The sequence below is a fragment of the Anaerolinea thermolimosa genome (assembly GCF_001050195.2).
Lineage (GTDB): Bacteria > Chloroflexota > Anaerolineae > Anaerolineales > Anaerolineaceae > Anaerolinea > Anaerolinea thermolimosa.
The window spans coordinates 2053306-2072751 of sequence record NZ_DF967965.1; the positions used below are offsets into that span (position 1 = coordinate 2053306).

Annotated in this window: 17 protein-coding genes and 1 pseudogene; 11 read left to right on the forward strand and 7 right to left on the reverse strand. The window is 52.9% G+C overall.

Annotated features, from left to right (window positions below):
• Nucleotides 1–154: 154 nt before the first annotated feature.
• Nucleotides 155–1780 (forward strand): annotated as a pseudogene (locus tag ATHL_RS18860) (sugar phosphate nucleotidyltransferase); the annotation flags it as partial.
• Here ATHL_RS18860 and ATHL_RS19310 read toward each other — a convergent pair.
• Nucleotides 1734–2432 (reverse strand): pseudouridine synthase, encoded by a 699-nt coding sequence (locus ATHL_RS19310; RefSeq protein ID WP_084001312.1) that lies wholly within the window; start codon nucleotides 2430–2432, stop codon nucleotides 1734–1736. The pseudogene ATHL_RS18860 and the gene ATHL_RS19310 overlap by 47 nt on opposite strands.
• Before the next feature lie 97 nt (nucleotides 2433–2529).
• On the opposite strand from ATHL_RS19310, the gene ATHL_RS18865 reads away from it, so the two are divergent.
• From ATHL_RS18865 to ATHL_RS09350, 7 genes are all read left to right on the forward strand, one after another.
• A complete protein-coding gene (locus tag ATHL_RS18865) occupies nucleotides 2530–3372 on the forward strand; it encodes a 3-keto-alpha-glucoside-1,2-lyase-like domain-containing protein (RefSeq protein WP_062192627.1) in 843 nt (280 codons plus the stop codon).
• A gap of 3 nt (nucleotides 3373–3375) precedes the next feature.
• The gene (locus ATHL_RS09325) at nucleotides 3376–3957 is read left to right on the forward strand and encodes a 3'-5' exonuclease (RefSeq protein WP_062192630.1); all 582 of its coding nucleotides are present in this window, start codon (nucleotides 3376–3378) and stop codon (nucleotides 3955–3957) included.
• Nucleotides 3958–4016: 59 nt separating this feature from the next.
• Nucleotides 4017–4937 (forward strand): protein-methionine-sulfoxide reductase catalytic subunit MsrP, encoded by a 921-nt coding sequence (gene msrP, locus ATHL_RS09330; protein ID WP_062192633.1) that lies wholly within the window; start codon nucleotides 4017–4019, stop codon nucleotides 4935–4937.
• A 122-nt stretch (nucleotides 4938–5059) separates the two neighbouring features.
• The gene (rpsF, locus tag ATHL_RS09335; RefSeq protein WP_062192634.1) at nucleotides 5060–5341 is read left to right on the forward strand and encodes a 30S ribosomal protein S6; all 282 of its coding nucleotides are present in this window, start codon (nucleotides 5060–5062) and stop codon (nucleotides 5339–5341) included.
• Between the two features lie 49 nt (nucleotides 5342–5390).
• Nucleotides 5391–5798, forward strand: a complete 408-nt coding sequence (locus ATHL_RS09340; RefSeq protein WP_062192637.1) for a single-stranded DNA-binding protein — start codon at nucleotides 5391–5393, stop codon at nucleotides 5796–5798.
• 14 nt (nucleotides 5799–5812) lie between these two features.
• Nucleotides 5813–6082 carry a 30S ribosomal protein S18 gene (gene rpsR, locus ATHL_RS09345; RefSeq protein WP_114679488.1) on the forward strand — a complete coding sequence of 90 codons (270 nt, stop codon included), beginning with the start codon at nucleotides 5813–5815 and terminating at the stop codon, nucleotides 6080–6082.
• A 74-nt stretch (nucleotides 6083–6156) separates the two neighbouring features.
• Nucleotides 6157–7449, forward strand: coding sequence for a peptidylprolyl isomerase (locus tag ATHL_RS09350; protein WP_062192639.1), 1293 nt, complete (start codon nucleotides 6157–6159; stop codon nucleotides 7447–7449).
• Nucleotides 7450–7521: 72 nt separating this feature from the next.
• Here the strand turns inward: ATHL_RS09350 and smc are convergent, their stop codons facing one another.
• From smc to moaC, 4 genes are all read right to left on the reverse strand, one after another.
• A complete protein-coding gene (smc, locus tag ATHL_RS09355) occupies nucleotides 7522–11127 on the reverse strand; it encodes a chromosome segregation protein SMC (RefSeq protein WP_062192642.1) in 3606 nt (1201 codons plus the stop codon).
• A 59-nt stretch (nucleotides 11128–11186) separates the two neighbouring features.
• Nucleotides 11187–11897 (reverse strand): ribonuclease III, encoded by a 711-nt coding sequence (rnc, locus tag ATHL_RS09360; protein ID WP_084001314.1) that lies wholly within the window; start codon nucleotides 11895–11897, stop codon nucleotides 11187–11189.
• Between the two features lie 124 nt (nucleotides 11898–12021).
• The gene (gene moaD, locus ATHL_RS09365; RefSeq protein WP_062192644.1) at nucleotides 12022–12735 is read right to left on the reverse strand and encodes a molybdopterin converting factor subunit 1; all 714 of its coding nucleotides are present in this window, start codon (nucleotides 12733–12735) and stop codon (nucleotides 12022–12024) included.
• On the reverse strand, nucleotides 12728–13210 hold the full coding sequence (gene moaC, locus ATHL_RS09370; RefSeq protein WP_062192647.1) for a cyclic pyranopterin monophosphate synthase MoaC: 483 nt from the start codon (nucleotides 13208–13210) through the stop codon (nucleotides 12728–12730). The genes moaD and moaC overlap by 8 nt, the downstream gene beginning before the upstream one ends.
• Nucleotides 13211–13298: 88 nt before the next feature.
• On the opposite strand from moaC, the gene ATHL_RS09375 reads away from it, so the two are divergent.
• Nucleotides 13299–14090 (forward strand): segregation and condensation protein A, encoded by a 792-nt coding sequence (locus ATHL_RS09375; protein ID WP_162787658.1) that lies wholly within the window; start codon nucleotides 13299–13301, stop codon nucleotides 14088–14090.
• A gap of 61 nt (nucleotides 14091–14151) precedes the next feature.
• On the opposite strand, the gene ATHL_RS09380 is transcribed toward ATHL_RS09375, so the two are convergent.
• Together ATHL_RS09380 and ATHL_RS09385 are read right to left on the reverse strand one after the other, a co-directional pair.
• A complete protein-coding gene (locus tag ATHL_RS09380; protein ID WP_062192652.1) occupies nucleotides 14152–14706 on the reverse strand; it encodes a hypothetical protein in 555 nt (184 codons plus the stop codon).
• A 22-nt stretch (nucleotides 14707–14728) separates the two neighbouring features.
• The gene (locus ATHL_RS09385; protein WP_084001316.1) at nucleotides 14729–15673 is read right to left on the reverse strand and encodes an aldo/keto reductase; all 945 of its coding nucleotides are present in this window, start codon (nucleotides 15671–15673) and stop codon (nucleotides 14729–14731) included.
• Nucleotides 15674–15812: 139 nt separating this feature from the next.
• Here ATHL_RS09385 and ATHL_RS09390 point away from each other — a divergent pair, with 139 nt between their 5' ends.
• Together ATHL_RS09390 and ATHL_RS09395 are read left to right on the forward strand one after the other, a co-directional pair.
• Complete coding sequence (locus ATHL_RS09390) at nucleotides 15813–16553, forward strand: head GIN domain-containing protein (protein WP_062192655.1); 741 nt, start codon at nucleotides 15813–15815, stop codon at nucleotides 16551–16553.
• Between the two features lie 103 nt (nucleotides 16554–16656).
• Nucleotides 16657–19446, forward strand: coding sequence for a helicase C-terminal domain-containing protein (locus tag ATHL_RS09395; protein ID WP_062192658.1), 2790 nt, complete (start codon nucleotides 16657–16659; stop codon nucleotides 19444–19446).

Genomic DNA, 19446 nt, shown 5'->3' on the forward strand with positions numbered 1-19446 from the left:
TTACCGACGGATCAATGCGGACATTGAGAAAGGTTATGCCATCATCTGTGGCACCAACCAGGGCATCTACGCCGAAGTGGAGCCCCACCCCAACAAACTCATCCTTACTTCCACCACCCCTGAAGGTGAAGTCGTAGGCCCTTACGAAATTGCCATGGAACCTCAGGCGCTTCTGGAAGAAGCCCAACGGGGGGGATTCTGGAGTTATGTTGCCGGGGTAGCCTATCAGGTGTTGACGAATTACCATGTACGCGGGCTGGTCATGAACAACTATAAAACAGACCTTCCCATTCGAAAGGGTCTTTCTTCGAGTGCGGCTATCTGCGTCCTGACTGCCCGGGCTTTTAATCGTATCTACGATTTAAAACTAACCATCCGTGGCGAAATGGAACTGGCGTACATGGGTGAAATCACCACTCCTTCCCGTTGCGGGCGAATGGATCAGGGATGCGCCTATGGCAACCGTCCTGTCTTGATGACCTTTGATGGTGACCGCCTGGAGACCAAAGAACTCCGAGTGGATAAAGACATGTACTTCGTCCTGGTGGATTTGCTCTCCAAAAAAGACACGATGGAGATTCTCAACCGGCTGAACCGCTGTTACCCCTTTGCAGAAAACGAAGCCGAACAAAACGTCCAGCGCCTGCTTGGGCCCATCAATAAAGAAATTGTATTTCGCGCGGTAGAAGCCCTGCAACGTTCAGATGCCCCCACCCTTGGAGCATTAATGCAACAAGCCCAGGAATATTTTGACCGGTATGCCACACCGGTGTGCCCGGAAGAGTTAACGGCTCCTGTCTTGCACCGGGTGCTTAATTATGCTCCACTTCAACCTCATATTTATGGCTGTAAAGGGGTTGGCTCGCAGGGAGACGGCACCGCACAGTTTCTATGTCGGAGTGAAGCTGATCAGGAAGCCGTAGTACGTATTCTGGAAAAAGACCTGGGGCTACCCGCCATAAAACTCACGCTTAAAGCTGGCCCCAAGGTGCGCAAGGCAGTCATCCCGGCAGCCGGGTTTGGGACACGGTTATTCCCGGCAACCAAGGCCACCAAGAAAGAACTGTTCCCCATCATCGACCGCGATGGAATCGCCAAACCTGCGATCCTGTTGATTGTAGAGGAAGCCCTGGAAGCAGGTATCGAAGAAGTCTATATCATCGTCCAGCGTGACGACCTCAATGATTTTCGGAATTTTTTCAACGCCCAAATATCCATCGAGAACTTCAATAAACTCCCCCCGCATTTTCAAGAATACGCCCGCCGATTACTCCAGATTGGTCAGCAGGTTTCCTTTATCGTTCAGGAGAATCAAGAAGGTTTTGGGCACGCGGTGTACACCACCCGTGAACAAATCGGCGATGAACCCTTCCTGCTCATGCTTGGCGACCACATTTACCGCTCCAATGGGGCTGTTTCCTGTGCTCGCCAGTTGATCGATTGCTACAATCAGCATGGGTTGAGTGTGGTTGGCCTCAAACGCACCCCCGAGGCAGACATCAGCAGCTTCGGGGTGGTCAATGGCGTCTGGTTGGACGAACAGCGTGTGATGAACATCACCGAGTTCGCCGAAAAACCCACCCTCGATTACGCCCGCACCAATTTACACCCCCCTCGTCTTCCTGAGGGAGAATATCTCACAGTTTTCGGCCAGTACATCATCAAACCAGAAGTCTTTGATATTCTGGAAACCAATATCCGCAATAACTTGCGCGAGCGGGGAGAGTTTCAACTCACTTCGGCCCTCGACCGCCTCCGCCAGACCGACGGCTTCCTTGGTTTGGTGATCGATGGACGCCGCTTCGATATCGGGATACCCGAGCATTACCTCGAGACCCTGCAGGAATTCGCCCGCCCATGATTCTTAACGAGGTGCGGAGAGCGTTCACTTCATCTGGCGCAAGCTCACGCCATTCTCCAGGGCGGAGTTCTCCAAGGTGAATATCGCCGATGGCTACCCGCACCAGCCTCAGGGTCGGGTACCCCACCGCCGCCGTCATGTGGCGTATCTGCCTTTTTCGCCCTTCGGTTAGCACCAGGCGCAGCCAGGTCGTTGGCCCATGAGGAGTAACGGCCTTCGGGCGCTCGGGTAATTCCGGCTCCGGAATGACCATCACCCGGCAACGCCGGGTTGGTTTCCCTTTAACCATCACCCCGGTCATCAGGCGGCCAAGCGCCTCGTCAGTCACCTCCCCCTCTACCTGTACCAGATAGGTCTTCGGATGTTCATAACGGGGATCAGTAAGCCGATGGATAAGATCACCATCGTCGCTTAAAAAAAGCAGTCCTTCACTGTCCATATCCAGCCGCCCGGCAGGGTATACACCTGGCACGGGAATATACTCTTTAAGGGTTGGATGGCCCTCTGAATCGGTAAACGCCGACACCACTCCATAAGGCTTGTAAAAGATGAGATAACGAAAAGCTGACATTGAAACAACCCCGGGGTTTAATCTCTTACACAATTTTAACCGATGCGTTAGCATCTCCGCTATAATGGGAGTAGAAAGGTCAAGATACCATCAGCCTATGATCCACACGCCCAGGAATAAAAACCTTCTTCTCATCCTCACCGCGCTTCTTCTGGCGGGTTGTAACCTGCCAACCCGGCCCATGGTTACCCCTACCCCCACAGTCGATCTGGTGAGCACTCAAATTGCCAATCTTCTGGCAACCCGGGAAAGCAGTACCCAAAACGCCCCCTCTGCCACCGAAACGCCTTCTCCAATGCCGTCTGTCACACCTGAAGCCACCCCAACATTTCCACCTGTGCCCACACCCACTACCAATCCTTCTGACCCGGCATTAACGCTTGGAGACCCAACCTGGAAAGACACCCTCGACACAGCGAAAAATTTTTACCTCTTCGAAAATGACCAGACCAAAGTAGAAGCCGAGGATGGCACTCTGGCACTTACAGGACGAAATGCCAACGGCTGGCTGGGCTGGTCTCTGACCTATGCCCAAAACCCCTCGAATTTTTACCTTGAGGCCACATTCCGTACGCGCTCATGCGCAGGCTCTGACCTGTATGGGGTGGTTTTTCGCGCCAGCAAAGAGAATGCCGGGTATTTCTTCGGCGTTACCTGCGATGGCCGTTATAACCTGACCTATCGTGATCTTGACCATGATATTCAAAATGAATTGATATCGTTGAAAGCCACTTCTTCCATCCAGGCTAGGTCAGATCAAATCAACCGGCTGGGCGTATTTGCACAGGGAGATAAAATAAGCCTGTACATCAATGGCTCCCTGATCGATGAAGTCACGGATTCTACCCGGTCTTCCGGTTATTTTGGCGCTTTCGTCGCCGCAAACCAAACCGCGGGGTTCCGGGTAGACCTGGACCAAATAAAACTCTGGAAACGGTGAGTTATGAACACCCCAATCACCCAAACCCTTCAACAACGCGCAATCGAAACCGCCCGCATCATTCTGGCCGAAAAACCGGTTTACCTTGATACCGAAACTACCGGCCTGGGGCCTGAGGCTGAAATTCTTGAGATTTCTATTATTGATGATGATGGAGCAGTTTTATTCGAATCCCTGGTCAGGCCAGCAGGCTCCATCCCCGCCGATGTTACTCGCATTCATGGGATTAAAGATGTGGATGTTCAAACCGCACGTTCCTGGCCGGCTATCTGGCCAGAGGTACGCTCCATCCTCTTTGGCCGACTCATCGTAATCTATAATGCGGAATTTGACCTGAGAATGATGGCTCAATCTCATGCGCGTTATCGTCTGCCATGGAAAGAACGCTTCAGAACCTTCGATTTGCTCAAGCTTTACGCGGAATACCGTGGAGAATGGGACCCAAGGCGTCAGTCTTACCGTTACCACTCTCTCGATGCAGCCGGAAAACAGTGCGGCATCGTCTTGCCTAACGCTCACCGTGCTACAGCCGACACTCTGCTCACCCGTGCCTTGCTTCACTACATTGCCGGCGTTCCGTACTGAAAACCGCCCGATCAGTTTTCAGATTCCTCTTTTACAGGTGATCCTTTTTAGAGGTAATGATGAACAGAATACCATCTTCAGAAATAACCCCGGAATCGATCTATCTTTCCCGCCGCCGATGGATGCGCGAGGCGATCCTGGCGGCAGGAGCACTGGCCCTGGCAGCCTGCTCCCCCGCCTCGCTATCTGGAGAGGAGGCTTCTTCTCCTCCAGCCACTCCTCTTCCTGATACACCTAATACCTACGAACAAATCACGGGGTACAACAATTACTATGAATTTTCGACCGATAAAGAAGCCGTGGCCGGACTGGCCGCGGGGTTGATCACCTCTCCCTGGCAGGTCTATGTGGGCGGGCTGGTAAATAAACCCGGCACCTACGACCTCGATCTACTTCGCCGCAAATTCACCATTGAAGAGCGTATTTACCGCCTGAGGTGTGTAGAAGGGTGGTCTATGGTGATTCCGTGGAACGGTTTTCCACTCGCCAAACTCCTCGCGGAAGTAGAACCCACCTCCGATGCGAAATATGTCAAATTCACCACCCTTTACGACCCATCACAGATGCCCGAACAGAACTCTCCCTTTTACCCCTGGCCCTACGTTGAAGGTCTACGCCTGGATGAGGCCATGCACCCTTTAACCCTTCTGGCTACCGGTCTTTATGGTAAAGATTTACCTCCGCAAAATGGCGCCCCACTCAGGCTGGTTGTTCCATGGAAATACGGTTTTAAAAGCATTAAAGCCATTGTGAAAATTGAGCTGGTGGTTAATCAGCCCACCAGCCTGTGGATGGAAATCGCTCCGAATGAATACGGTTTTTATGCCAATGTTAACCCTGATGTTCCTCACCCGCGATGGTCACAATCCAGTGAACGGCGCATTGGCGAGCTGGGGCGTCGCCCCACCCTGAAATTCAATGGGTACGCTGACGAAGTTGCCTCTCTTTATACGGGAATGGATCTCCGCAAAAATTACTGAAAGGCTGTTCAAAACCAGGGCTCTCAGGTATAATAGCCCCCTGTAAACCACGTTGTTACTTTCCACTCCTGTAACGCCAACGGCGAAAACAGGGGCAAACCCAGGGAAAGGAGGATCCAGTTATGCGTAACTACGAGGTTGTCTTCATTGTCCATCCCGACCTGGATGAGACGGCTCTTACCGCGCTCATCGATAAGGTTAAAGGGTGGATTACTGAAGCTGGTGGATCGGTGGAAAAAGCCGACGTCTGGGGAAAACGCCGCATGGCCTATCCCATCCGCAAACAGCGAGATGGCCAGTACGTCTATTTTGAAACCAGCATGCCCCCTGCCTTCAGCAATGAGCTCGACCGCAATCTGCGGCTGACCGAGCCCGTGCTGCGCTACATGATCATTGCAAAGTAGTCAGCCATTTCTATTCATCTGTGTCGTCGGATCGAAACGAGGGAATGATATGAGCCGCGGATTGAATAAGGTCATGATCATTGGTCATCTGGGGCGTGATCCTGAAATGCGCTATACCCCTTCCGGAAAACCAGTGACAACTTTTACCGTCGCCACCTCACGAAGCTGGAATTCAACCGACGGAGAGCGGCATATTGAAACCGAATGGTTTAACGTCGTCGCCTGGGGCAACCTGGCTGAGATCTGCAAGCAATACCTCACCAAAGGTCAGCAGGTATATGTTGAGGGGCGCTTACAGACTCGCCGCTGGGAAGACAGTGAAGGAGTCAGGCACACCTCGGTGGAGATTGTCGCCAGCGAGATGATGGTTCTCGGTGATCGCCGGGATAATTCCTCAACCCAGGCTGGAGAAGTTCCCGACACAGAGAATGAATTCGATGACGAATATCCCTTCTAGTTGGAGTAAGACCTATGAGTGACGATACCATGATGGAGAACGAGCAACCAACGCTACGGCGCTACGTCTCCAGACCCAAAATTTGCCAGTTTTGCGTAGACAAAAATATCCTCATCGACTATAAACAGGTGGATATGCTCCGCCGGTTTATCACCGAGGAAGGAAAAATCCGTCCGCGTCGTCAGACCGGCACCTGCGCCAAACATCAACGTGCACTGGCAGTCGCCATCAAACGTGCCCGCCATCTGGCTTTCCTGCCTTTTGTGGGCGGCGATCTCGACTGATTTTTCGCGCCATCCAGAGGGGCATGGGCACACGCCGGCCCTTGCCCCTTTCTTTTTTTTCCGAGAGGTCGTCCATGGCAAAAAATCCTTCTCCTAGCGTTACCACTAAAAAACATCTTGCACGCATTGAAAAAGAGCGTCAGCAAACCCGTTACCTCGTAGCCGGGGTAACGGCTATTTTTGTCCTTGTCTTTGCCCTGATTGCCTACGGCATTCTGGACCAGAAGGTATTTCAATATCAGCGCGTCGTCGCGCAGGTAGGTAACGAAAAAATTACCGTGCGTGAATTTCAGACAGAAACCCGTTTTGCACGGTTCCTTCTCGTCCGTCAATATGAGCAGATCACTAGCAATCCTTTCCTCGCCCAATTTTACGGACAACAGATTCAACAAATTGAGACCCAGCTGGCCGACCCGACCAATATCGGAAAGCGGGTACTCGACCAGATGATTGAAGACCTCCTGGTCGCTCAAGAAGCCAAAGCCCGTGGAATCACCGTAAGTGATGAAGAGGTTGAAAAAGGATTGCAGGAGGCTTTCGGGTTTTACGCCAATGGCACGCCCACCCCTGCGCCCACCAGCACTCCCTTCGTGACTGCAACCCTCAACCCCACTCAGGAAGCCTGGTTGCCTCCTACCCCTACTGACACACCAACCCCTACTGCTGAACCGGCAACCTCTACTCCCACCCTTACCCCCACCGCAGTGACTCCCACACCGGGCGGTCCAACCCCCACGCCCGAAGCTTCTCCCACCCCGCTTCCCACCCCCACCGAGTTTACACTGGAGGGGTACAAAACCGAGCTGGGAACGTTCCTCAGCACGATAAAGGCCCTCGGATATGACGAAGCCCATCTCCGAAAATATATCTATTACAGTCTGCTTCGGAAGAAAGTTTACGATGCCATTACCGCCGATGTTCCAACCGAGGGAGAAAAAATCTGGGCCCGGCATATCCTCGTTGACACCGAAGAAGAAGCTAAACAGGTGATTGATCGATTAAACAAGGGAGAGGATTTCGCCAAACTGGCATCAGAAGTATCCAAAGACACCGGAAGTAAAGATCGCGGAGGCGATTTGGGCTGGTTCACCAAGGGTGTCATGGTATCTGAATTTGAAAACGCCGCATTTGCCCTCAATATTGGGCAAATCAGCCAGCCAGTCAAATCGCAGTTTGGCTACCACATTATCCAGCTCCTCGGCAAGCAGGTACTACCCCTGACCGACAATGAACTCAACAACGCCAAACAGTCTCGATGGAACGAATGGCTGACCCAGGCAAAAGCCAGTGATCAAGTAAAGACGTTCGATATCTGGCAGACAGTAGTACCAACAGATCCTGCCGTAACCCCCTATGCAGGGCAATAATTAACCCACCAATTCAATTTCATCGAAAAGAGGCCGGCTTTTGACCGGCCTCTTTTCGGTGGTCCTTCAAATTCATTGAACCATCTCGTCGCTCAATTCATCCAGACGCAGGCTGATTACCTGGCTGGCCGAATCCCGCCCCATAGTCACCCCGTAAATCACATCAGCTGCCTGAACAGTATTCCGGTTATGCGAAACGATGATAAACTGGGTCTTTTCAGAAAGTTCACGCAAAAGGTCGCGGAACCTGCCAACATTGGCTTCGTCTAACATGGCGTCCACTTCATCCATCACGCAGAAAGGCGTGGGTGACACCTTAAGTAAAGAAAAGATCAAAGCCACCGCCGTAAGGCTTCGCTCTCCTCCAGAAAGGAGTGACAGCCCCTGATCACGACGGCCAGGCAGGCGAGCTTCGATATCAATTCCCATTTCAGCCGTACTCTCCGCGTCATTCAAAATTAACCGGGCCGATCCACCTCCAAAAAGCCGGGTGAACATCTGTCGAAACTCCGCCGCAACCGCATCAAAAGTTTTATGAAAATCTCGCCTCATTAATTCATCTAACTCAGTGATCACCTGCCGGAGATCTGCATCGGCTTTCTGGAGGTCGGCCACCTGGCCAGTGAGAAATTCATATCGCTCTTTCACCGAACGATATTCGTGTTGGACTTCGGGGTTAATGGGCCCCATCCGCCTGAGCAAAGCCCGTTGACGTGAAATATTCTCTTCCAGATCGGCAGGTACCTCGGTAATAGCTGGAAGTTGCTCAACCATACCCTCCAGTGGCAGTGGGGTTGGCCCAGAAACGTCCCCTGAATATTCAAAAGCCACAAGCCCGAAATCTTCCTCGATTTTCCGGCGTAAGGTTTCTAAAGAATCACGGCAGCGGGTCGCTTCCAGTTGAGCCTGGGTGGTGTATCGCTCAGCCAGAGTCACAGCCTGCTGAGCCGCAATTAAATGATCCCGGAGGCGGGCGCTCTCCTCCTGCACGGTTTTTAGCTGTAGTTCGGCTGGCTCAATTTGCTCCCGCAACCCCTCGATTTGCTGATTCAACACCTCTTCCTCTGCAAGCGCCTGACGACGTTCAGAATCCACCTGTTCCAGGCCGATTCTCGACTCCTCCAGACGCTGTTTCAGAGTTTCAATCTGACTCTGAATGCCGGTCAATCCTTCAGTTAATTCCATCAGGCGCTTTTCGGCATCTCTCACTGCGCGAGCAGTCACTGCTTGAGCGGTGTTCCAGTGATTCACGGTAGATTGAAGCTCTTCCAGGGGTAAACCGTTAAGCGAGCGGTTCAACTCACGTACTTCTTCGCTTAATGCCTGCACTCGAAGGGCACCTGCCTCCAGCTCCTTCGCGACCTGTTGCCTTTCCCCTTCGGCTCGTTCGATTTGTCCTTTGAGTGCATTTGCTTGCCGCACCTGATACTCCTGCTTCTGGCGAGCCTGTTCATTTTCGAGGACGGCCTGCTGGTATCCCTGGCTGGCTTTCGAGAGAGCCCCCTGCGCCTGCTTTACCATGTTTTCCAGCTCTTTTTCCCGGGCACGCAGTTCAACGAATTGATTCTCGACCGTGCGTAATTGTTCATTCAAAGTTTCCAGGCGGAGAGAAACAGCCTCAACTGATTGCCGCAATTCCTGAAGCCGCCGGGAGCGGCTGATCAGATGGTTGGGTTTCCCCTCCTTGCCAGCAATTACCATACCATTCCCTGAAAAAACTTCGCCCTTCAGGGTTACAACGCGCGCCCAATCGGGCAATTGTTCAAGGATCCGCCGGGCGCTCTGCCGATCTCTGGCCACCAGAACGTGTCCGAGCAACACTTTGATAGCGGGTTTCCATGCGTCAACCACCTGTACCAGATCAGCCGCAATTCCCAGGCAACCTTCATCCCCGACTTGCCTGATCTCCTCACGCACACGCGCCTCCGCGACAGGCACAATCACAGCGCGTCCCTTTTCGGCTCGTTCCAGAACCTCAAGTACCTCATCCAGATGGTCCGATGCATCCAGCAACAGGCAGTCCAGAGCTTCTCCAAGCGCCGCGGCAATAGCATGCTCGAACTCAGCAGGAACAACCAGGCCACCAATGAGCGCCTGAAACTTTCCCTTGAGTCGCCCCTGTTGGGCCTCTTGCAGTAGAAAACGCGTCCCGCTGGCAAGGCCGCTGAGCGAACGCTCAGCCTGCTCAAGAACCTCAAGCTGGGCTTTATATCGTTCACGTTCGGCTTCCAGCTTCCCGCGTTCTTCAAGCATTGCACGCCTTTGTTCTTCCAGCTTTCGCAATGCATCCCGGTGAGTATTGAGTCCGCCTTCTGCCCTATGCAGTTCCTCCTCGGCACTCTTTCGATTCAACTCCCATTGTTCCAACCTGGCCTGCAAACGCTTACGATCCTCTCCTTCATGCGCCATCGTTTGTTCCAAGCCGCGCAGGCTGGCCGTTAATGTCTCCAGTCGATTCGCCAGCTCATCGGACCGGGCCTTCCATTGCACCTGATGTGTCTCAGCACTCACCAGTGCCCGCCTGGCTTCACGCAGTTTGCCTTCCAGTTCACTACGTTCAGCCTGCCGTTTGGCCAGTGCCTGCCGTGCCCTTTCCAGTTGTTCCGCCGACTCGGCGAGTTCCGCTCGAAGGCGTTCTACCTCTTCCTCCAGCTCTCCATGCCTTGCCTGACGGGCAACCTGTTCTTCTTCCAAACGGGCCAGGTCACTCTGCATTCTTCGGCGCTGCTCCACCAGCGAGCGTTGGCGTTCCTCCATCACCGCCAGGGCACGGCTAATTTTTTCCCTTTGGGTATGGAGTTCAGCCGATTGGCGGTGCCACGTGTTGAGCCTTTCTCGCAATTCCTGTTGTTGTTCATCCACTTTGTTAACGGCATTCTCAGCCTCTGTTTGCCTCTGACGCGCCTGTTCCAGACGCTCTTCCTGAACTCGCAGAGCTTCTCGGGCATGGATCAGTTCTGCCTGACTGCGCTGCCAGTGATACCCGTACCACTCTCGTAAAAGAATCCGTAAGTCGTTGCGGATTTGCTCATATTCCATGGCCCGCTTTGCCTGACGTTCCAGGCTTTGCAGGCGCGGTTCCAGTTCACTGAGAATATCCTGCACCCGTTCCAGGTTTCTGCGCGTGGCATCCAATCGGTTAAGGGCTTCCTCGCGCCTTGCGCGATACAGGCCTATTCCGGCGGCCTCTTCAAAGAAACGCCGCCGCTCCTCCGGTTTTAAGGAAAGGGCCGCATCAACCAGGCCCTGCCCGATGATCGTATAAGTACGTTCCGCCAGTCCAGATTGCGCCAGCAACTCAGTGATCTCTTTCAAACGCACCCGCTGTCCATTCAATAAGTATTCATTGGTGCCATCACGATAAGCGCGTCGGGTAATGCAGACCTCAGAGTAATCAATCGGTAACCAACCACTCTCATTATCAAATACGATCGAGGCCGAGGCCATCCCCGCCCGCGGGCGCAGTTCCGATCCAGAGAAAATCATATCCTCGGTTTTACGCCCGCGTAAAAGACTGTAGGATTGTTCCCCCAGCACCCAACGCACCGCATCGGCAATGTTTGACTTCCCCGATCCATTTGGCCCCACGATGGCCGTCACCTGTCCGGGGAATTCAAAAATAGTACGGCTCGCAAAGGTTTTGTAACCATGAAGTTCAAGCGATTTTAATAAAGGCATAAAGAAGCCATACCCCGCATGTGGTAAAAAAACAGGAAAAGAAATAATAGCCCGTCGGATTAGAGCATTCCAAGACGCTCCAGAGCGTCCTTTGCCGCTGCTTTTGCAGCCGCCTGCTTGCTGTGACCGGTGCCTCGCCCATACAACTCTCCATTGATAATGACTTCCACTTCAAACACTTTCGAGTGATCGGGGCCAAAAGCATTACGTGTGATGTAATGCGGTGCCTGAAACCCCTGCGATTGTGCCCATTCCTGCAGGAGGCTTTTGGGGTCTTCAATGCTATGCGTGGCCAGAATCCGGTCAGAAGCTTCTTCAAGCATGGGCGCAATAAACTCTCGCACCGCCTCGATGCCCTGGTCGAGATAAATCGCTCCAATCAGCGCTTCGAAAGTATCACACAACAGGGCGGGGCGGTCACGCCCTCCCGCCTGGCTCTCCCCTTTTCCCAGCCGCATGGCAGCCCCCAGGCCAATCTGACGGGCAAATTCAGCCAGTTGCTCGGTATACACCAGTGCCGAACGCATTCGCGTCAGATCGCCCTCGGGCATTTCCGGGAAGCGGTTGTAGAGCCAGGCTCCTACAATAAAATCCAGAATTGCGTCACCCAAGAACTCCAGGCGTTCATTATCTTCCAGCGCTTCAGCATGCTCGTTCAGGTAGGAACGATGGGTTAAAGCCCGGCTGAGCAACATCCAGTCATTGAAATGCAAACCAATTCGTTTCGCAAATTCTTGCGGAGACTCTACATGATTGGTGATCTGCTCCATTTGTCTCTCCCTGGAACCCAGGGGACGCGAGCCGCCCGATTCGTCTCCATATTTTCCATCTCTCCGATGGCCCCGGCAGCTTGCGTCCCATTAGTTCCCGAATAACACCTGCTTCACCATGGGGTTAATCGCCCCTTCTGGGATGGTAATGGCCATCCACCCAGATTTCTCCATGTGGACCAATTTCCTTCTTCCAAACCGGCACAATTTCTTTTAATCGGTCAATCCCGTATCTTGCCGCCTCAAAGACACCTGTGTCTCGATGACTGGCACTGCAAGCGATGACCACTGTCGGTGTGCCTACCTCAAGACTGCCAATCCGTTGAATGATGGCAATGCCCTCCACCGCTGGCCAGCGTTCGCGGATTTCTCTGGCTACCTGAGCCATTTTAGCTTCAGCCATGGGAATATAGGCTTCATATTCCAGTTGAATGGTCTCATGCGCCGCTCCACGAGTGGTCTTTCCTCGAACCATTCCACTGAATACACAGGCTGCCCCCGTGGTTGGTAAAGTAATTTGCGCCACAACTTCATTCAGATCGAGAGGTGCTTGGGTGACCCGTAAAATGGTCGGCCCCCCCTCCCCTCCACTCACCGGTGGGAACAGCCCAACTTCTGCCCCATCAGCCACCGGGTCGCTGTCAAACGCAAATTCGCGGTTAACGGAAATGATTATACTCCCTGACGCGCCCGCCAGGGCAGGAAACCTTTCCAGAAGTATAGCCTTCAGATCTGCCACCCGCGCCCCTTGTGGAATTTCCAGGGTCGTGCTGGTCATTCCAACCCGTTCCTTCAGAGAGGCAAAAAAAAGCACTGTAACCTTAATCAGATCATTCATTGTGCACATCCCCACTCAGCCCCCCATGTTTTTCCACAAGATGGATATTTTCGATCCGGGCATTTTTTTCCACCGCTTTCACCATATCGTATACAGTTAATGCAGCCACACTGACAGCAGTTAAAGCCTCCATTTCCACGCCGGTCTTTCCGGTAGCGCGGGCAGTGGCGGTAATCCTTACGCCTGGCAGATCGTCCGCCAATTCCACCTTCACTGCAATGTGATTCATGACAATGGGATGACAGAGAGGAATCAATTCAGCAGTTTTCTTGGCACCAAGGATTCCGGCGATCTGAGCCACCCCAAGCACATCCCCTTTCTTCAGCAACCCCTCCCGAATAAGCTCCAGAGTGCTGGCCTGAAGATGTACCTCGCCGCGAGCCACTGCCATACGTTCCGTATCGGGTTTATTCCCAACATCGACCATTCTGGCCTGCCCGGAATCATCAAGATGGGTAAGTTTCTTTGAGTTCAAGGCACTCCTTTCTAATAATCAGATGAGAACAAAGTTAAATTATAAACCCTTCCCTCAGGTTTCTGACGCTTCTGCTATAATTCGCCCTGTGAGTTTCCAGGTAGCCGGACATCAAACCGAGCATTATCGGATCAGCACGCCTGTTTATGAAGGCCCGCTGGACCTGCTTCTTGAATTAATCGAACACGCCGAGCTGGATATCACCGCCCTGGCACTCGCCCAGGTCACGGACCAATACCTGGCATACCTCCAACACATTTCTGACCGCGATCCGGCTGAGGTTTCTGCATTTCTGGTGATCGCATCCCGCCTCTTGCAGATTAAATCTGCCGCTTTGCTTCCACGGCCACCGGCTGAAGCCTCGTCAAAAGATGACGAAGACCCCGGCGAAGCCCTCGCCCGGCAATTGATCATTTATCGCCGTTTCAAAGAGCTGGCGGAGGTTCTTGCCGACCGCGAAGCCAGAGGATTACGCACTTATCTCCGGGTGGCCCAACCGGCTTTTAAATTCGAAGCCCGCCTTGACCTTACAGGCATCACCGTCCAGCATCTACGCGATGCGGCACGTGCCATACTTCTTGGACGCCCGGATTTACCCTCGTTAAATCAGGTGGTTTCGCGACCTCGCATTACCATCCGGGAGAAAATTCACGGAATCCTTGAAACGCTCCGCCGCTTCGGGCAAACCACATTCCGCTCCCTGCTCGAAAAGAAGACCGACCGCGTGGAATGGATCGTCACCTTCCTGGCCATGCTGGAATTGGTTAAACGGCGCATTGTGGTAGCGAATCAGGATCAACTCTTTGGAGAGATTCAAATCGAGCCAACCGGCGAAACCCTCTCTTCAGAGGCAGAAGTCGAAACCGAATTTATCGATTGACCTTTATAAAAAAATGGCGGCAGAAGAACCTCCTGCCGCCACATCCACGCAGAAAAGAGAATCAGGCTTCTTCTGCTCCCTCTTCTTCGTCTTCGAAGAGCTCATATGGAAGCCGATTCGCAATCCAAACACACATCAAACGAATATCATCACTTTCAGCGGGTGAATCAGGGAACATCTCGGCGTAAGTTTGGTCGAGCACTTCATACGTCTCGGTCTTGGGCCACTGCGTCATAAACCCAGGCAGTTTACTCCGATCGGCTTCTGGGGGAAGAAGTTGTTCCCAGTTTCGGGCTTTGAGCATCTCAAAAACCCGGGCGCGCAAATCAGGATGAAGTTCAGACCACCCCTGCAAGACCTGGGCGGTAAACTCTGGATGGCGCTCAAAAGCCGTAACCGCCCCCTTCACCCGCAGAGGCAACGGGGCAATAGCACTGTTCCTGAAGCCCGGAATGTTAATATGCCTGCGGATCAGACCGTTCAACCTGCCCCTTCTTTCTCCAGGCAGTTTCTCTACATCCCGCAGCACCGATTGGATCACCTTTAGCCGGTAATCATCCAGCATGAACTCATTGATTGCATGAAAAGGTAAATAGCGAATCTGGGTATCATCCATAAGGCCCGATTATAAATCACACCTACCCTTCTTCCAAGAGCCGGTCACTCATTTCGTCCAGGTGATTAACTTCCTCTTCTGTGAGACGCCAGTGTAACGCCCCCGCGTTCTGTTCAGCCTGGCTGATGGTTTTTACCCCCGGGATGGGTAGAGCCCCTTTGCAGATCACCCAATTTAAGGCAACCTGTGCGGGGGTTTTTCCGCCATGCTCCGAACCGATCTGTTTAATCAACTTCATAAGCGGTTGAATCCGCTCCAGGAACCTTCTTCCGTACCGACCACCCCGGATTCCCGGAGGTGGAGACTCGGGAGAGTACTTTCCGCTTAATACTCCCATTAAAAGCGGGCTGTAAGCAATCAGCTTGACTCCCAGTTCATTGCACAATGCCAGCAAGCCATTCTTCTCCACGGTTCGGTTCAGAAGGCTGTATTCAACCTGGTTCGACGCCAGATGAATGCCTGCCCGCTGTAAACGTTCATAAGCCCGGCGCATCTGATCCGCATCGTAATTCGAGACTCCAACTGCCCGCGTCAAGCCAGCCTGAACCGCTTCAGCCATGGCATCCATCCACGTTTCAATATTGACTGGCGGAAGCGGCATATGGATCTGATATAAGTCCACCTGTGAAACCCCCAGTCGCTTTAGGGAGCCCTTGAGAGCGTTGATCAATGTTCTTCGTCCCAATCTCCAGGGAAAAGGCATGAACTTGGTCGCTACCTTTACAGGTACCTCAGTCGTTTTGAGAAATTGCCCCAGGATCTGTTCAGATTGCCCCTGCCCGTAAACTTCCGCGGTATCAAAAAACCGCAGTCCAGCCGCGATGGAAGCCTCAAATGCCTCTCGTAAATCGGCCAGAGAGTAACCCCGACCATATCCCCACGTCAGTCGGTCTCCCCATGCCCAGGTACCCACCCCCATCTCAATCCCCTCAAAAATATCCGATGCAGTGGCGGATTCTTCGTTCATACAACCTCCTGGTTCTATTATCTACAGATCGGGTAAAAAAGCACAACCGGGGATGAAACTTTACGAAACTAATTCACAAATCCTGCGTAAATGAAAGTGAAAAGGATCAATTTCAGATTTCTTCAGGAAAGGAACCATCATGAAATTCCGTCTGCTTTTTGTCATCATTATTTTAGCATTTGTTACCACCACCGCCTGTGGATTTTCCATCAATCTGGGCAACGAACGCATTCGCGGTTCTGGTAACGTGGTCACTGAAACCCGTGAAGTCTCGGGCTTCAATAAAGTATTACTCAGCGGCACAGGTGAACTCATCGTTACTCAGGGAGATAAAGAGGCCCTCTCGGTAGAAACCGATGACAACCTTCTCCCTTATATTATCACCGAGGTCAACAACGGTCAGCTCGAGCTAAAGCTCAAACCACGTCTGAGCCTGCTCTTCAATACCCGCCTTATCTATCATCTCACCGTGAAAGACCTCAATGAAATTCAAATTGCCGGATCTGGCAAAGTAACCATAGATCGTCTGAACACAAGCCGGCTGGATTTGAACACTTCAGGCTCGGGTAAGTTTGAAATCGACGATCTACAGGCTGACAGCCTCTCTGCCACAACCAGTGGCTCCGGGCAATTTGTCATCAGCGGAAAAGCTGACAACGTTTCAGTAGAAATCAACGGCTCCGGTAAATTTGCCTGCCCGGATCTGGAATCCAGGAACGTTACGGTACGAATCAACGGTTCCGGCGAGGTTACTGTCTGGGCCAAAGACACACTGGATGTGCGCATCAGTGGGAGTGGGGCAGTACGCTATTATGGGAATCCTCAGATCGACCAGTCCATCTCTGGCTCTGGAAACGTCAGAAGGCTTGGAGATAAATAACCTTCCATAGTTTTCCCCTGAACCGACATAAAAGGCGATGGAGGCTATAGCCTCCATCGCCTTTTATAGAAATTTTGACCGGTAAACTGGTATAATCCCTTTCATGCCCTCTTTGGTCGCCATTGATATCGAAACTACCGGTCTTGATCCAAACAACGATGCCATCATTGAGATTGGCGCAGTACGCTTCAATGGCCCACGCATCGAAGACGAATGGTCCACCCTTATTCACCCGGGGCGCCCAATCCCATCGTTTATTTCTCAATTAACTGGCATTACAAACGACATGGTGCGTCATGCCCCTTCCATTCGAGAAGTTATTGCAGACCTGGCTCAGTTTGTTGGCGACGCTCCCGTGTTGGGTCACAATGTCTCGTTTGATCTTGCCTTTCTTAACCGCCAGAATCTTTTACGATTCAATCAGGTAGTGGATACTTACGAGCTGGCATCGGTGCTTATGCCCAACGCCAGCCGGTATAACCTGGGTGCGCTTGGGCAGACTCTGGGAATTTTACTGCCGGCAACGCACCGCGCTCTCGACGATGCGCGCGTGACCCATGCAGTCTACTTACGCCTGTTGGATCTGGCTCACCAATTACCCATAGAACTGATTGCTGAATTTGTCCGGCAGAGCGAACCATTTGACTGGGGAGCCGCATACACCTTCCGCGAGGTGCTGCGCTCGCTGGCCCGAAAGCCCATTCCTGCCCGAAAAGCCCAGGATCAGGGTTTGTTCCTCTTTCGGCCTGAACCTCCCTTACCCCCGGTAGAATCGGTTGAAACCCCCATTCCCCTCGACGTTGATGAAGTGGCCGCTCTGCTTGAGTATGGTGGGCCATTCTCCCGTTATTTCTCTGGTTACGAATATCGCCAGCAACAGGTTGAAATGCTCCGCGCCGTGGCACAGGCGCTTTCGAAAGGCCAACATCTCATGGTAGAAGCCGGAACAGGTACGGGAAAATCCTTTGCTTACCTTGTACCGGCGGCTCTCTTTGCTCTCCAGAACAATACGCGGGTGGTCATTTCCACCAACACTATTAACCTGCAAGATCAATTAATCAAAAAAGATATTCCAGACCTGCGTGAAGCTCTGGGGATTGACCTGCGGGCAGCTGTTTTAAAAGGTCGCAATAACTACCTTTGTCCGAGACGTCTGGAAAACCTGCGCCAGCGCGGCCCAACGAGCGTCGATGAGATGCGTGTCCTCGCCAAAGTGCTCACCTGGCTGCAATTCTCCGATTCAGGTGATCGAAATGAGATTAATCTCAACGGACCAATCGAGCGAGATGTTTGGAGCCGCATCTCTGCCGAGGATGAAGGGTGCAAGGCAGAAGTGTGTATGGAGCGCACCGGTGGAGCATGCCCGTTTTATCGAGCACGTCAGGCCGCTCAGAGCGCCCATCTTCTCGTCGTCAATCATGCGCTTCTTCTTTCGGATGTGGCCACTGGCAGTCGTGTCCTCCCGGATTACGATTATCTTATTGTCGATGAAGCTCATCATCTGGAGGCCGCCACAACCAGCGCCCTCAGTTTTCGCGTCACCCAGGCCGATCTGGCCCGGCTCCTCCGTGAATTAGGTGGCACGAATACCGGGATTCTCGGACGCCTTTTACTACTTCTCAATCAGCTTTTGCGTCCCTCCGACTTTGCCGCCATGCAACAGGCTTTCGAACGCGCGACTGACCTCATCTTCCGTCTCGAACACGCCTACAGCGCTTTTTTCCGCGCTATGGAAGAATTCCTGGCGGAGATCCGCGAAGGACGCCCGGTTGGGGCATACGGCCAGCAGGAACGTATCCTCGAATCTTCCCGCACCCTTCCACCCTGGACCAACATCGAAATTACCTGGGATGCCGCCCATGAAGTCACCGGGCTTCTTTCCAATCTCCTGGCTGAATTGTATAAAACCTGCGGAGAACTCCGTGATACGGCCAGCGATGAATTCGAGGATACCCTCGAATCGCTTGCGAACGTCTATCGGCGCCTCATGGAAGCCGATGCAAACCTCCATGCTTTCGTGGCTCAACCCCAGCAAAGTTCCATTTACTGGGCAGAAATTTCTCCCAACAGCAATCAACTCTCTCTGCAAATTGCTCCTCTCCACATCGGCCCATTGATGGAAGAGTACATCTGGCATGAGAAAACCAGCGTCATCCTGACCTCAGCCACACTGACCACCCACGAGGGCTTCGATTACCTCCGCAGCCGCCTGGCCGCCGATGAAGCAGAAGAGCTTCAGCTGGGCTCTCCATTCGATTACGAGAGCGCCGCGCTCCTCTATCTGGTGAATGATATTCCCGAACCGGGGGATACCAACGGCCACCAGCGCGCCATCGAACAGGCACTGGTGAGGTTAGCCAGAGCTACCGGCGGGCGAATGCTGGCTCTTTTCACCTCATACACTCAATTGCGCCGTACCTCTCAGAACATCTCCGCCCCATTGATTGAATCTGGGATTATTGTCTATGAACAGGGAGAAGGTGCATCACCTAATACGCTCCTTGAAAACTTTCGCGAAGCCGATAAAGCCGTCTTGCTGGGCACACGCTCCTTTTGGGAAGGGGTGGATATCCCCGGTGAGGCGCTCTCGGTGCTGGTGATTGTAAAATTACCCTTTGACGTACCCTCAGACCCGATCATTGCGGCCCGTTCAGAAACCTTTGATGACCCTTTTAATGAATACCAGCTCCCCGAAGCCATTCTGCGCTTCAGGCAGGGATTTGGCCGGCTCATCCGCACCCAATCTGACCGCGGGATTGTGGCCATCCTTGACCGGCGCATTCTCACCAAACGCTACGGGCGCGCATTTCTCGAGTCCCTTCCCCCCTGCACCCGAAAAATCGGCTCGGTCAATGATCTCCCAGCCATAGCCGCTCGCTGGCTCAATTTATAA

Excerpts from the sequence above, each read along its gene's own strand:
- ATHL_RS19310 (WP_084001312.1), bottom strand. The coding sequence starts at position 2,432 with ATGTCAGCTTTTCGTTATCTCATCTTTTACAAGCCTTATGGAGTGGTG.
- ATHL_RS18865 (WP_062192627.1), top strand. The coding sequence starts at position 2,530 with ATGATCCACACGCCCAGGAATAAAAACCTTCTTCTCATCCTCACCGCG.
- ATHL_RS09325 (WP_062192630.1), top strand. The coding sequence starts at position 3,376 with ATGAACACCCCAATCACCCAAACCCTTCAACAACGCGCAATCGAAACC.
- msrP (WP_062192633.1), top strand. The coding sequence starts at position 4,017 with ATGAACAGAATACCATCTTCAGAAATAACCCCGGAATCGATCTATCTT.
- rpsF (WP_062192634.1), top strand. The coding sequence starts at position 5,060 with ATGCGTAACTACGAGGTTGTCTTCATTGTCCATCCCGACCTGGATGAG.
- ATHL_RS09340 (WP_062192637.1), top strand. The coding sequence starts at position 5,391 with ATGAGCCGCGGATTGAATAAGGTCATGATCATTGGTCATCTGGGGCGT.
- rpsR (WP_114679488.1), top strand. The coding sequence starts at position 5,813 with ATGAGTGACGATACCATGATGGAGAACGAGCAACCAACGCTACGGCGC.
- ATHL_RS09350 (WP_062192639.1), top strand. The coding sequence starts at position 6,157 with ATGGCAAAAAATCCTTCTCCTAGCGTTACCACTAAAAAACATCTTGCA.
- smc (WP_062192642.1), bottom strand. The coding sequence starts at position 11,127 with ATGCCTTTATTAAAATCGCTTGAACTTCATGGTTACAAAACCTTTGCG.
- rnc (WP_084001314.1), bottom strand. The coding sequence starts at position 11,897 with ATGGAGCAGATCACCAATCATGTAGAGTCTCCGCAAGAATTTGCGAAA.
- moaD (WP_062192644.1), bottom strand. The coding sequence starts at position 12,735 with ATGAATGATCTGATTAAGGTTACAGTGCTTTTTTTTGCCTCTCTGAAG.
- ATHL_RS09380 (WP_062192652.1), bottom strand. The coding sequence starts at position 14,706 with ATGGATGATACCCAGATTCGCTATTTACCTTTTCATGCAATCAATGAG.
- ATHL_RS09385 (WP_084001316.1), bottom strand. The coding sequence starts at position 15,673 with ATGAACGAAGAATCCGCCACTGCATCGGATATTTTTGAGGGGATTGAG.
- ATHL_RS09390 (WP_062192655.1), top strand. The coding sequence starts at position 15,813 with ATGAAATTCCGTCTGCTTTTTGTCATCATTATTTTAGCATTTGTTACC.
- ATHL_RS09395 (WP_062192658.1), top strand. The coding sequence starts at position 16,657 with ATGCCCTCTTTGGTCGCCATTGATATCGAAACTACCGGTCTTGATCCA.